This is a genomic window from Mesorhizobium sp. M1A.F.Ca.IN.020.06.1.1 (genome assembly GCF_004023265.1).
GTDB lineage: Bacteria > Pseudomonadota > Alphaproteobacteria > Rhizobiales > Rhizobiaceae > Mesorhizobium.
The window spans coordinates 1-11,288 of sequence record NZ_RZSR01000071.1 but is presented as its reverse complement, the minus strand read 5'-3'; the positions used below and the strand labels follow the sequence as shown (position 1 = coordinate 11,288).

Genomic DNA, 11,288 nt, shown 5'->3' with positions numbered 1-11,288 from the left:
ATCCGGATCTCCGAGCGATTTGGCGAGTTCTTTCGGGTTCTCTGGAAAGAGCTCGTTGGAGAATGTCTCGAGATCCAAAGGCTCGTTGTCCCGGATGTATCGCTGGCAGATGTCGTACGCCTTCTGCAGGAAAGCTTGCTTGTCCTTCACGAAGCCCTTCGCCGGCTCGGCGAAACCGTTCAGCACGCGCACCAGTGTCCTGGTATCCTCGAGGTCCTGAACGGTGCTGTCGCAACCGAGGAACTCCTTGAAGTACTCGGCGACGTTCCCCTTGCCCTTTAGGAAGCCGATGTAACGGTCCGCCGAGTTAGTCCATGCCGTCATGTTGATCCGGCCGGCGAAGCGGAAGCCGTCGAGGTCGAGGTGTTCGACTGACGCGATGTCAAAGCTTTTGGTGAGCGCCGCACCGAGCTTGTCGTTGATGATCGCCACTAGCAGAAACCGTTGCTCGTCCTTCTCGAGATGCGCGAAAAGGACGTGACCGCCCGTCGCCCCGGGCTTTCGGCGCGCCTGAACGGTCAGTGTCGTCATCAGCTTGGCCGTGAGCGTGGCGAAGTCCTTGAAGTCGCCCTTCCGGAACTCGTCAAGATAGGTCTGTGCCGGATAGTTGTCGGAGCTTGCCGCGAAGCGCCCGTGAGACTTCGAGGCGCGGCTCGCATACATGGCGTGCAGCTCGCCGACCACGCGCTCCACCGTTTCCGAGACCTTGAGGTGCGCGTTACCCGACACCGTTTCAAAACTCTCGGAATTCCTCTTCAGGTCGTGCACCGCGACCTGAATGACCTGCTCGACCATCGAATCCTCCCCCTCGTGATGGCAGTTATGCGAGACGTGAGGGCCCGAACGCAAGTGTTCGAAGGATTAGCAGACCGAATATCCACGCCATGCGTGTCGAAAGGCGGAACGTCTTTCGATCCGCTCATGGCCTACGATCGCAGCGCGGTTTGGATCTTCTTCCACTCAGGAATTTCATCGAAATGGTACTTACGCAGCCTCGTGAAAAGATCGAACGCGTGAAGGGTTCTTAGGATTAAGAGCGGGGCATTGAACGACGCCATTAGCACGCCCGAGAGAGTATCTTGCCGTTCAGCGAGCAACGCCTTGAGAACGACGATCTCGTTGCCGGGGTCTACGATCCAGGCTCCGGCATTGGCAACGAAGGTCACCGACACGGAGTCGGCAGCCGGGTGACCGATCTCGCAAAGTTTCGCGTAGGAACGGCTTTATGCCGGGAATCTTCATTCCATCCACGTGGTCGACGTACTGGAAGGTCTGCATCGCCTTGCGACTGCCGGTGTCTTTTCGGTCTTCAGCACCTTCCGGGCATGCGTGAAGTGTATCAGCGTGTCTTCCAACTCCTTAGCGGACAGCATGGGCTCCCCAGCCTGACCCGAAATCTCGGCTCGTATCGCATCCTTGTTGTAGGCGAGCGTCCGGGCCACTGGTCCCAGGCTGTGGTTTATATCGCCTGCGGATTCGATCAGGCTTCTACACGCCGACGCGCAGCCATATAGACTTCCCGCCTCATGTTCGCGGACCGCCACCTTGATCCACCTGGACGTACGGAACACCGATGCGACCGAAGCCATATGCGCCCGGTACAGCATCTCCGTCCAATAGATGTGCCCCATGTACGCCCGCCCGATCGATTCGTCGCGAGCCCTGTATTCGAAATCCGACAAGTCCTTGAAAGTGTACCTGTCTCTCATCAGATCAGGCGCAATGTCGTTGACGATGCGGCCGTAGAGTTCGGAATTCTTCCGAACACTGCGGACTTTTCTTAATGTCCAGATCGAGAGCTGGTGTCGAGGGCGAAACTTGGACCATGCAGCGATCGTCTTTCAAACACATCCTAACAGAGAAGCCGGACGCCATGCGAAGCACGTCGGTGACCGGCTGCTTTCGTATCTTCATTCGCCAAGACCCGACCGCCTACTGTCGGCCCAAACGGGACGTCTGAGTAGTGGCTCGCTGATCGCCACTCCTGGCGCAAAGCTGCCAATCGTTGTGCGGCGCCCTCGTCGACTTCGATCGACGAGCCGAAATTGCCTTGCTCCATCTAAAGTTTGAGCGATGAGTTAAAACCGATATGATTAGAAATATCGGTTTCAGCACCAAAGAGTGGCAACTCTGCGACGGCGGTTTTTCGACGGTCCTCGGGATAACGGCTCCGATTTCGACACTGAGGGAGGGTGCGCAAGAGGGCCAGCGGGATGTCGCAGGTGGTTAGCCCCGGTCGTGCACAATGCAATGTAGCCGTCCACCGACTTGCCCCACGAGTCCGCTTAGAAAACGCTCTCCTCCCGTGATCCACAGTCCACACGTTGCTACCAGTTTACGCCGCACGAGCTAGTCAGGCCGCTTCCGCTTAACGAGGCTCTTCTTATTTTAGCCCAACACGATCTGCTCGCAGCGAAATGGCAACTAGGATGCGGCTTTGTGCTTCGACACCAACCCGCCCGGAGTATCAGGACCGAGGCAGCGTCCATGAAGAGTGACGCAATCTCGTATCCCCCACGAGGGCTATCTCGTGAGGAAGCAGCTCGTTACATCGGTGTCGGATCGACGCTTTTTGACGAGATGGTTGCCGATGGGCGTATGCCAAAGCCCAAGCGCATCAATAGCCGCGCTGTCTGGGATCGTGTAGCCTTGGATATCGCTTTCACCTCGTTGCCGGACAAAGACAGCGGCCTTCAAGAGCTGTTGGAACGAAGCAAACGGGGCGTGGAAAAAAGATAGCAACTACGCTCGTTGCGTATACGCTGCAGGCGTAGTACGATGATAGCCCGTGCGGAAGGCATGATGTGAACGAGAATGAGAAACTTGCGCAAGACGTGAAAGCATGGCGGGCAAAGGAAGGGTTTACTGCCGAAGCCGCGGCCAAGGTACTGGGAATACCGAGGCGCACCTTTGAAGGCATAGAGCAAGGAAGAGGGTTTCGTTACCCGGTGCTCCTGCGCGTTGCCATCAAAAGCAAAACCCTTTCGCTACGGGCGAGTCTGAAAGGGTCCCCCGGACTGAAAGGAGCATTTGATGGCTCGGCCATTTAAGGATGCCCGTTACCCTGGGGTATCTTCGCGCCTCAAGAACGGCAAGCTAATCTATCGCTACCGCGCAAAGGGCATGCCTGAAATCCGCCTTCCCGGTAAGCCCGGCGATCCCGAGTTCGAGGCGGCTTACGAGAAGGCCACGCAGGGTCAAGGCAAGAAGGCAGTTATCGTCGATTTGCCCGGTCGGGCACTGCCAAAAACCTTTGGTCATGCCGCGCGCCGGCTTGAAACGACAATGGAGTGGTTGGGCTTTGATGAAGCCACGCAGCAGAAGAATGCGCGACTGATTGAGCGTTTTCTCAACCTGCCGGTCGATCCCAACTACCCACTCACCTGGCGCAATACTCCTGTTGAACATCTCGACGCGGATCGGCTTCGCGCCATCATTGAAGGCATCTTCAGGACGAACCGCACAGTCGCCAAACACACGTTGGTCGCCATCAAGAAGCTTCTATGGGTCGCGACCGATGTCGAAAAATGGATCAAGCCGCAGGATGATCCGTCGCTATCTATCCGCGTGCGGGTGCCCAAATCGACCAAGAACCCAGCTTGGCCAATTGCGATGCGCGAAAAGTTCGAGGAGCGACACCCCATCGGTACAGCCGCGCGCACCTGCTATGCACTGGGGTTCTGGCTTGGAAATCGGCGCGGCGATATCGCTGCTCTTGAGTGGGACGATCTTTTAACCGAAGAGATCGAACTGTTCGACGGCTCGCTGGTGCTAATCGAGGCCTTTGATTTCCGCCAGAAGAAGAACCGCAACCGCCATGGCGGGCGGGAGATGTTCATTCCAGTCGTAGACAAACTAGCAACGGCCTTGGACCTGCTCGATCGCTCGAGAGGCGGCACGGTCTTAAAGAACGCCTATGGCAGGTCATTCTCGGAAAAGAGCCTGACCGGCATGATGCAGCACTGGACGCGGCAGGCGGGAATTCCAAGCGGCTACACGCTTCATGGCCTGCGCCGCACCTTCGGCACCTACCTCGCTGAATGCAACATCCAGGCGCGCGCCATCATGGAGGCGATGGGTCATTCCTCCATGACGGTAACAGATGAGTATGTGCGTGAGGCCAATAAGAAGCGGATCGCGGTTGATATTGCTCGTGCCATCAACGAGCGCGAGGCCAAACGCGACGCCATGAAGCGGCGGGCAAACCTCCGCATCGTCAGATAATCAAATCGAGTCGGAACAAACCGGGACCACGGTCCTGCTTTGGGCCCATAATGGGCCCAAAACGTTTTGGGCCGAGGGCACTTTTTGTGAATAAAAACAATGGTTATGGTGGGCCCGGAGGGACTCGAACCCCCAACCAAGCGGTTATGAGCCGCCGGCTCTAACCATTGAGCTACAGGCCCCACGCGGGCTGGCTTAGTGTTTTTCGCCGCCCGGCACAAGGCTTTCGAAAGCGCTGGCGGCAAATGCCAAAATCAGCTCATATTCGCTCCGTACAGCGGTGTGCGCGCCCATCAGGCGCGTGAACTGGTCCGGACTGCCCGCAACGCCGGGAATCGATGCCTTTTTCGAGTCTGGGCAGAGGTGATACCGGATCGCAGATTTCGAGGAGTTTTCATGACCAAGTATCTTTTGCCTGTCGCGCTCGCTGCCGCGATCGCGTTTCCGGCGCTGGCAAGCGCCGCCGACACCCAGCCGCCTCCGCGCATTGTCGTCTCGGGCGAAGGCGAAGCGACTGTCGCGCCGGACATGGCGATCCTGACGCTCAGCGTCATGCGTGAGGCAAAGACCGCGCGCGCCGCGCTTGATGCCAACAATGATGCCATGGCGGCCGTGATCGCGGCGATGAAATCGGCCGGAATTGCCGATCGCGACCTGCAGACAGCCGGCATCCAGATCAATCCGCGCTACAATTACACCAACAAGGCGGACGGCAGCCAGGAAGCCGAACTCGTTGCCTACCAGGTGACGAACACACTGTCGGTGCGCGTGCGCAACGTCGACAAGACCGGCGACATCCTGGACAAGGCGGTGTCGCTCGGGGTCAACCAGGGCGGCAGCATCGCCTTCACCAATGATGATCCGAAGGCCACGATCACCGAGGCGCGCAAGAAGGCGGTTGCCGACGCGCTCGCCAAGGCCAAGACGCTCGCCGCGGCCGCCGGCGTCAACCTTGGCAAGGTGATCGAGATCACCGACCAGAACGTCGCGCCGGCGCCGATGCCGTTGAACGCCAAGGCTTTCGATGCCGCCCGCGCCGCCGTGCCGGTGCAGGCCGGCGAGAATTCCTACACCGTCCAGGTGACCGTCACGTTCGAGCTGAAATAGCTTGCCCGCCGCTTTGGTAATCCGACAAAAACAAAACCCCGGAGGACCGATCCTCCGGGGTTTATCTGAGCCACGCTTCAGCACTGGCCGAAGGGGCTCCACTACTCACAGGTGACGTCGGCGAGAGTCATCCTGCTTCCGACCTCGCAGAAGGTCAGCTGGTCCTGCAGAGGATCATGCCCAACCTGTCCTCGCAGGCTCCAGAAAAGCCTCAGCGATAGATGATCGGGCAGCCACGCTCGTTGGCGAAGACCACCACCACGCGGTCGCCATACTGACGGCCGGCCACCTTCACCGTTCGCCGGCTGATGTCGACGATGCGGACGCGGTGCAGGCCCATACGCTCGGCCTTGTCGAGCGCGCGGTCCGGCGAACAGCCGCGGCGGCGCCAGTCGCGATCGCGGCGGTAATAGCCATCATCGCCGGTGTAGACGCCGAAGCGCGGATCGTGATTGTTGCCGAAGCCGAGATAGAGGCTGTCCGCATGCGCCGCCGGGATGGCGCCGAGCGTGCAAAGCCCGACAAGGGCCGAAAGGGCTGCCGTCTTGATCTGGTTGAACATTGTCTCTCTCCTTGTTGTGGGCCTCGCGCCCTTGAACGGATGATTGGCGAACCAATGATTACAAAATGCCTTTTTGTGTCTGAACTTTGTGCGAACCGGCCGTTCATGTCCGGTTCATGTGGAAGAAAAGGCAAAACCCCTCACCCGAATGCACTTCCAAATCTGACGCGGGGAACGCGTCACCGCGGCCCCAGTTCCCTCGAGTTTCAAGATGCGAAGCCGCCAGGCTTCGTCATCAAGATGCGAACCCGTCAGGGTTCGTCATCGTCATCAAGATGCTGACCCGTCAGGGTTCCTCATCAAGATGCGGGATCCGTCAAGGTTCGTCATCAAGCACATAATCAAAATAGTCGTCCGGCTCGGCGAGATCCGTTTCCTTGGCCTTCACCCGGCCGCGGATCGAAATCCCGGCCTCATGCACGGTCTCGGCGCTCCCCGAAACCAGCTTGTGCCACCAATAGAGGTCGTGTCCCTCGGCGACGAGCCGGTAGGCGCAGGTCTTGGGCAGCCAGGTGATGGTGCGCACATTCTGCGGTGTGAGGCCGACGCAATCGGGCACGCGCGCCAACCGGTTGGCATAATCCGAGCACAGGCATTTTTCGGCGTCGAACAGCCGGCAGCCGACGCTCGTCCAATAGATTTCGCCAGTATCCTCGTCCTCGAGCTTGGACAGGCAGCATTTGCCGCAGCCGTCACAAAGTGATTCCCATTCGTCCGGGGTCATGGCCTCGAGAGTCTTGGTTTTCCAAAATGGCGCATTCATGCCGCTGGATTTGGCCCTCCGGGACCTCTCGGTCAAGCACTGCTGTCACAGGACCCATTATCAACATTAGAAAAACACGAAATTGCCTTCAAAAGGCCGGCCGGGCATCCTTGGCTGACAACAATGCCCGGCGGAACCAATTGATGCTGTTGAAAGTTTGGGCAGGGATGGGACCCCAGTAGGAGAAAATCGATATGAAACGCCAACCACGGATTCTGGCAGGTACGGCAATCGGCCTGCTAATGGCATCCGCGCCGTTGGGCGCGTATCCGCTGCAGGCCGATCTCGGCCCTTCGCGGGGGACGCCGTTTATCCTAGCGCAGTCGAACTGCGCCGAAGGCCAATCGGCTGAGGAATGTGCGCAAGGCCAGCAGGGGCAAGCCGAGCAGCCGAGGAAAAAGAAGCGCGAGCAGCAGACGGAGTCGGCGCCGGCCGAACAGTCCGCCGAGCCAGAGCAGAAGCCGCGCCGGAAGCGGCAGGACCAGCAGCAGTCCGGCCAGGCGGAAGAGGCGGCCCCGGCGGAGCAGCAGCTCAAACCGCGCAAGAAACGCGATCAACAGCAGCAGATCGAGGCAGCCCCTGCCGATCAGGGCGGACAGGCTGCGACCGACGAGCAGCAACCGCGCAAGAAGAAGCGCCAGCAGCAGACCGAAACCGCTCCGGCCGAGCAGCCGGCCGAACAGGCCGCGCCGGCGAGCGACGAACAGCAGCCGCGCAGGAAGAAGCGCCAGCAGCAGCAAACCGAAACCGCACCGGCCGAGCAGCCTGCCGAACAGGCGGCGCCCGCCAACGACAACACGCCGCAGGACAAGCTGCGCAGGAAGAAGCGGGATCAGCAGCAAACCGAGACCGCACCGGCCGAGCAGGCGCCGAAGACCGAAGCCCCTGCCGGCGAGGCACAGCAGGCCGAGCCCCAGCAAGACAATCAGCAAGCAGCACCGGCCGAAGGCGAACAGCCTCTGGACAAGACCAAGCGTAGAAAGACGGTCGGCGAGCAGCCCGGCACCGGTCAGGCGGTGACGGGAGAGCAACCTTCGACCAAGCAGCCCTCCAGCGAAGGCCAGGCAACCACCCAGCCCGCTACCGGTGAGCAGCCGGCTGAAGGCGGCGCGAACGCCGGCGCTGCCGCACAGGGCGAGACCCCTGCCAACGCGAACGAGGCTCCCATCCTCGACAGCCAGAAGGATGTCGTTCGCAAGCGCAAGGGCCGCCAGCCGGCCGGCCAGAACGAGAATGGCCAGGCCGGTGTCGAGCAAGGCGGCAACCAGGCTGGACAGCAGGGCGGCAATCAGGCCGAGCAGCGGCCTGCCGCGGTCGATCAGGGGCCGCCGCCCACCGACGACAAGGCGGCCCAGCAGGCGATCAAGCCTGAGAAGCTTGTTCCGGTCACCGAGGAAAAGGGCAAGCGGATCGAACTTACGCCCGAGCAGGTGGTCCGTGAGCGCCGCCGGCCCCAGGGCGCGGATGTGGTGAAGCAGTTCGGCGACCGCGTGATCCTCCAGTTCAACAACCAGACTTTCGTGGAAAGCAACGAGGCTCCTCGCATCACCCGTGGCGCCAGGGACGTCTATTACGAGGATCTGCCGCGCGGCCGCACCCGCGAGACCGTGGAGCGCGAGAATGGCGTCAAGATCGTCACCATCCGCAACCGCAATGGCGACATCGTCCAGCGTTCGCGCATCACGCCTGACGGGCGCGAATATGTCCTGAGCTATGTCGACGAGCGCTATTACCAGGATGTCGACGACTGGCGCGATCCAGGCGACGACCTGCCGCCGATGCGTCTCGACATATCGCGTCGGGACTACATCCTGGATTCGGAAGAAGTCGAGGATCCGGACGAGTATTATACCTTCCTCGAGCAGCCGCCGGTGGAGAGGGTGCAGCGTCTCTACTCGATCGACGAGGTCAAGCGCTCGGCCCGCGTGCGCGACATCGCCCGTCGTATCGACCTCGACACGCTCAACTTCGATTTCGGCTCGGCGACTCTTTCCGACACCGAAGTGCAGAAGCTCGAAGGCGTGGCTACCGCCATGGACAAACTTCTCAAGAAGAACCCGGCCGAGACCTTCCTGATCGAGGGCCACACCGACGCCGTCGGTACGCCTGACGCGAACCTCGCACTGTCGGATCGGCGTGCCGAGGCGGTCGCCGAGGCGTTGACCAACGCTTTCGGCGTCCCGGCCGAGAACCTCACGACACAGGGCTATGGCGAGGAATATCTCAAGGTGAATACGTCTAGCCCGAACCGCGAGAACCGTCGTGTCGCCATCCGCCGCATCACCTCGCTGGTGGCGCCTGTGGCGAGCAACGAGCAATGACTTCAAGATCCTGAGCCGATTTTCGGAAGCAGCGCGACAAGAAAGGGCCCGTCCGGATCCGGACGGGCCCTTTCTCTTGAAATTCAAGAAGAATTGTCCCGCTCATCCCGCCGTGCTCATTGAATCGCCGCATTGCGGCACCCAGATTCCAGTCAGGGCGTTCCCTGCCCTGTCCCGACTCCAGCGGGACACATGAGCCCCGCCGGCGCCCCTCTCCGGCGGGGCTTCTACCTTGAAAAATAAGCCCACCTGCCGGAAATACGGCCGAACCCCAGAGAGCAATTCCAGGAAAATGCGCAGCGTCCGGAATTGCGTAGATCAGAGCGAAACCGCCCCGGAACATCTCAGGAAGCGTCTCGAACTCGCGTCTAATTCCGGCGAAAGGCAGGAAGGGCGCGGCGGAATGAGGCGGCCGCGGGCTGTCAATAGATCCTTCTGACCTTCGTCGGCGAGTTGGCGAACACCTCGTCCGGCACGAAAAAATCGCCGGCAAGCTGATCCGCCGCGCCTGGCGCATAGACCGAAAAGTCCGTGACGCCCTCGGCCCGCAGCACCTCTTCGTCGATGTAGAAATTGCCGGTCGCCTCGCGCGCCGGCCGCAGGAAGATCGCGCGCGCGGCATCGGCCACGATGTCGGGCGAGCGGCTCATCGCAGCCACCGTGGCGCCACCCAGGAGATTGCGCACGGCGGCCGTGTCGATGGTCGAGATCGGCCACAAGGAATTCACGGCGATGCCGTCTTTGGCGAACTCGGCGCTCATGCCGAGCGTGCACATCGACATACCGAACTTGGCCATCGTGTAGGCGACGTGGTTCTTGAACCACTTGGCCTTCATGTCGAGCGGCGGCGCCAGATTCAGGATGTGAGGATTGTTTGCCAACTTCAGGTGTGGAATGCACATTTTGGACACCAGGAACGTGCCGCGCGTGTTGATCTGGTGCATCAGATCGTAGCGCTTCATGTCGGTCTCCAGCGTGCCGGTAAGCTGGATGGCGCTGGCATTGTTGACGCAGATGTCGATGCCGCCGAACCGCTCGACGGTCTTTGCCACCGCCTCGCCGACCTGAGCCTCGTCGCGGATGTCGCAAAGCACCGGCAGCGCCTTGCCGCCGGCCTGCTCGATCTCTTCGGCCGCGCTGTAGATCGTGCCCGGCAGCTTCGGATGCGGCTCGGCGGTTTTGGCTGCAATCGTTATATTGGCGCCGTCGCGCGCCGCGCGCAGCGCGATCGCCAACCCAATCCCGCGCGATCCGCCCGAGATGAATAGCGTCTTTCCCTTGAGCGACATGTCTCGGCTCCCTCTGCAACAGTGAGGCAACTTGCGCGGCGGGCAGCCGTGGCGCAAGGCCCAACGCACCGGTCGGAGGTTACGCAGCGTCGTGCTGAAAGGGTCTAGACCAGCACCAGCCCTTGCCGCATCGCGATGGCGATCGCATCGGTGCGGTTGGCGGCGCCGAGCTTGATCAGGATCGCGGCGACGTGGAATTTCGCCGTGTGGACGGAGATGTTGAGCCGCCGGGCGATTACCTTGTTGGGCGCGCCTTCCGCCAGCAGCGCCAGCACTTCAGCTTCGCGCGGCGACAACGCCGCGCGGGGCTGGTTGTCGTCGGGCGTCTCGTCCTCGGACACCCCCGCGTGGAACTCGCCATGTGCACCAAGATCTGACGGTCCTGCGCGGCTGATGCGATAGCCGGACGCCGCCAAGCGCAAGGCGGCGGCAATCAGCAGGCCGTCGGCGGACCCCGGCAGCATCGCAAACACATTGCCGCCCGGCCTTTCATGGCCGGCGCGGCGCGAGAGCAGCACACATGGCGTTGCCGGGCTCACGGCCCGGCTTTCCGAAGCAGCCTCATCGACCAAGGCGACATCCGCCGTTTGACCCATGCCGCTCCCGGCGAGGATCGGCAGCAGGTCCTCGCTCGCCGCAAGCGCATCGACCAGTTGCTCGGCGCGGGCCGCGTCGCCGAGCGCGATCAGCACCGTCAGCCGGGTGCTTGCCGGTTCCGGTCGAGCAATCGTTTGTATCGCGCTGCTTGCCATCGGCCTCTCAGCTCAACGGCTTTTCGCCGATGGTGATCGAAACATCGCGCTCAGCGCCGCCACTCAAGATACCGAGCGTCACGGTGGTGCCGGCGCTGTCCGGCCCGAGCTTGCGGATCAGCTCGCGCGGCCCATGCACGGCCTCGCCATTCCAGGTGACGATGATGTCGCCGACATGCAGGCCGGCGGCTTTCGCCGGGCCGCTGTCGTCGAGGCTCATCACCATGGCGCCGTGGGTGGCGCTGTTGCGGATCGGGTGCAGCCCGGCAC

Annotated in this window: 13 protein-coding genes and 1 tRNA gene; 5 read left to right on the top strand and 9 right to left on the bottom strand. The window is 61.3% G+C overall.

What is annotated here, in order from left to right; translation table 11 throughout:
* The 3 genes from EOA60_RS05615 to EOA60_RS05605 form a co-directional block, all read right to left on the bottom strand.
* A partial coding sequence (locus EOA60_RS05615) for a nucleoid-associated protein (protein WP_164899196.1) occupies positions 1 to 795 on the bottom strand: 795 nt, incomplete at its 3' end.
* 131 nt (positions 796 to 926) lie between these two features.
* Positions 927 to 1,172: a hypothetical protein gene (locus EOA60_RS05610; RefSeq protein ID WP_126034262.1), complete on the bottom strand. Its 246-nt coding sequence runs from the start codon at positions 1,170 to 1,172 to the stop codon at positions 927 to 929.
* A 66-nt stretch (positions 1,173 to 1,238) separates the two neighbouring features.
* Positions 1,239 to 1,631 carry a hypothetical protein gene (locus tag EOA60_RS05605; RefSeq protein WP_126034263.1) on the bottom strand — a complete coding sequence of 131 codons (393 nt, stop codon included), beginning with the start codon at positions 1,629 to 1,631 and terminating at the stop codon, positions 1,239 to 1,241.
* Between the two features lie 856 nt (positions 1,632 to 2,487).
* Here EOA60_RS05605 and EOA60_RS05600 point away from each other — a divergent pair.
* The 3 genes from EOA60_RS05600 (at position 2,488) to EOA60_RS05590 (ending at position 4,224) form a co-directional block, all read left to right on the top strand.
* Positions 2,488 to 2,739, top strand: coding sequence for a hypothetical protein (locus tag EOA60_RS05600; protein WP_091595315.1), 252 nt, complete (start codon positions 2,488 to 2,490; stop codon positions 2,737 to 2,739).
* Between the two features lie 65 nt (positions 2,740 to 2,804).
* Complete coding sequence (locus EOA60_RS05595) at positions 2,805 to 3,050, top strand: helix-turn-helix domain-containing protein (RefSeq protein WP_236387255.1); 246 nt, start codon at positions 2,805 to 2,807, stop codon at positions 3,048 to 3,050.
* Positions 3,034 to 4,224, top strand: coding sequence for a site-specific integrase (locus tag EOA60_RS05590; protein ID WP_091595079.1), 1,191 nt, complete (start codon positions 3,034 to 3,036; stop codon positions 4,222 to 4,224). The genes EOA60_RS05595 and EOA60_RS05590 overlap by 17 nt, the downstream gene beginning before the upstream one ends.
* Positions 4,225 to 4,330: 106 nt before the next feature.
* Here the strand turns inward: EOA60_RS05590 and EOA60_RS05585 are convergent.
* Positions 4,331 to 4,406 (bottom strand) — tRNA-Ile (locus tag EOA60_RS05585).
* Positions 4,407 to 4,620: 214 nt separating this feature from the next.
* Between EOA60_RS05585 and EOA60_RS05580 the strand changes: the two genes are divergently transcribed.
* Entirely contained in the window at positions 4,621 to 5,331 is a 711-nt protein-coding gene (locus EOA60_RS05580) for an SIMPL domain-containing protein (RefSeq protein ID WP_095823208.1), read from the top strand.
* A 211-nt stretch (positions 5,332 to 5,542) separates the two neighbouring features.
* On the opposite strand, the gene EOA60_RS05575 is transcribed toward EOA60_RS05580, so the two are convergent.
* Positions 5,543 to 5,893: a hypothetical protein gene (locus EOA60_RS05575; protein ID WP_067326832.1), complete on the bottom strand. Its 351-nt coding sequence runs from the start codon at positions 5,891 to 5,893 to the stop codon at positions 5,543 to 5,545.
* A gap of 316 nt (positions 5,894 to 6,209) precedes the next feature.
* Entirely contained in the window at positions 6,210 to 6,656 is a 447-nt protein-coding gene (locus EOA60_RS05570; RefSeq protein ID WP_067326829.1) for a YcgN family cysteine cluster protein, read from the bottom strand.
* Between the two features lie 194 nt (positions 6,657 to 6,850).
* Between EOA60_RS05570 and EOA60_RS05565 the strand changes: the two genes are divergently transcribed.
* Positions 6,851 to 8,977 carry an OmpA family protein gene (locus EOA60_RS05565; RefSeq protein WP_128292976.1) on the top strand — a complete coding sequence of 709 codons (2,127 nt, stop codon included), beginning with the start codon at positions 6,851 to 6,853 and terminating at the stop codon, positions 8,975 to 8,977.
* A gap of 422 nt (positions 8,978 to 9,399) precedes the next feature.
* Here the strand turns inward: EOA60_RS05565 and EOA60_RS05560 are convergent, their stop codons facing one another.
* The 3 genes from EOA60_RS05560 to EOA60_RS05550 form a co-directional block, all read right to left on the bottom strand.
* Positions 9,400 to 10,266, bottom strand: a complete 867-nt coding sequence (locus tag EOA60_RS05560; RefSeq protein WP_095823210.1) for an NAD(P)-dependent oxidoreductase — start codon at positions 10,264 to 10,266, stop codon at positions 9,400 to 9,402.
* A gap of 104 nt (positions 10,267 to 10,370) precedes the next feature.
* On the bottom strand, positions 10,371 to 11,018 hold the full coding sequence (locus tag EOA60_RS05555) for a helix-turn-helix transcriptional regulator (protein ID WP_095823211.1): 648 nt from the start codon (positions 11,016 to 11,018) through the stop codon (positions 10,371 to 10,373).
* Positions 11,019 to 11,025: 7 nt separating this feature from the next.
* Positions 11,026 to 11,288, bottom strand: a 263-nt coding sequence (locus EOA60_RS05550; RefSeq protein ID WP_164899195.1) for a PDZ domain-containing protein, incomplete at its 5' end; no start/stop codon positions are given.

Bases quoted from the DNA above. Each gene is read 5' to 3' on its own strand.
- EOA60_RS05580 (WP_095823208.1), top strand. From the start codon at position 4,621: ATGACCAAGTATCTTTTGCCTGTCGCGCTCGCTGCCGCGATCGCGTTT.
- EOA60_RS05555 (WP_095823211.1), bottom strand. From the start codon at position 11,018: ATGGCAAGCAGCGCGATACAAACGATTGCTCGACCGGAACCGGCAAGC.
- EOA60_RS05570 (WP_067326829.1), bottom strand. From the start codon at position 6,656: ATGAATGCGCCATTTTGGAAAACCAAGACTCTCGAGGCCATGACCCCG.
- EOA60_RS05605 (WP_126034263.1), bottom strand. From the start codon at position 1,631: ATGGGGCACATCTATTGGACGGAGATGCTGTACCGGGCGCATATGGCT.
- EOA60_RS05575 (WP_067326832.1), bottom strand. From the start codon at position 5,893: ATGTTCAACCAGATCAAGACGGCAGCCCTTTCGGCCCTTGTCGGGCTT.
- EOA60_RS05590 (WP_091595079.1), top strand. From the start codon at position 3,034: ATGGCTCGGCCATTTAAGGATGCCCGTTACCCTGGGGTATCTTCGCGC.
- EOA60_RS05560 (WP_095823210.1), bottom strand. From the start codon at position 10,266: ATGTCGCTCAAGGGAAAGACGCTATTCATCTCGGGCGGATCGCGCGGG.
- EOA60_RS05565 (WP_128292976.1), top strand. From the start codon at position 6,851: ATGAAACGCCAACCACGGATTCTGGCAGGTACGGCAATCGGCCTGCTA.
- EOA60_RS05600 (WP_091595315.1), top strand. From the start codon at position 2,488: ATGAAGAGTGACGCAATCTCGTATCCCCCACGAGGGCTATCTCGTGAG.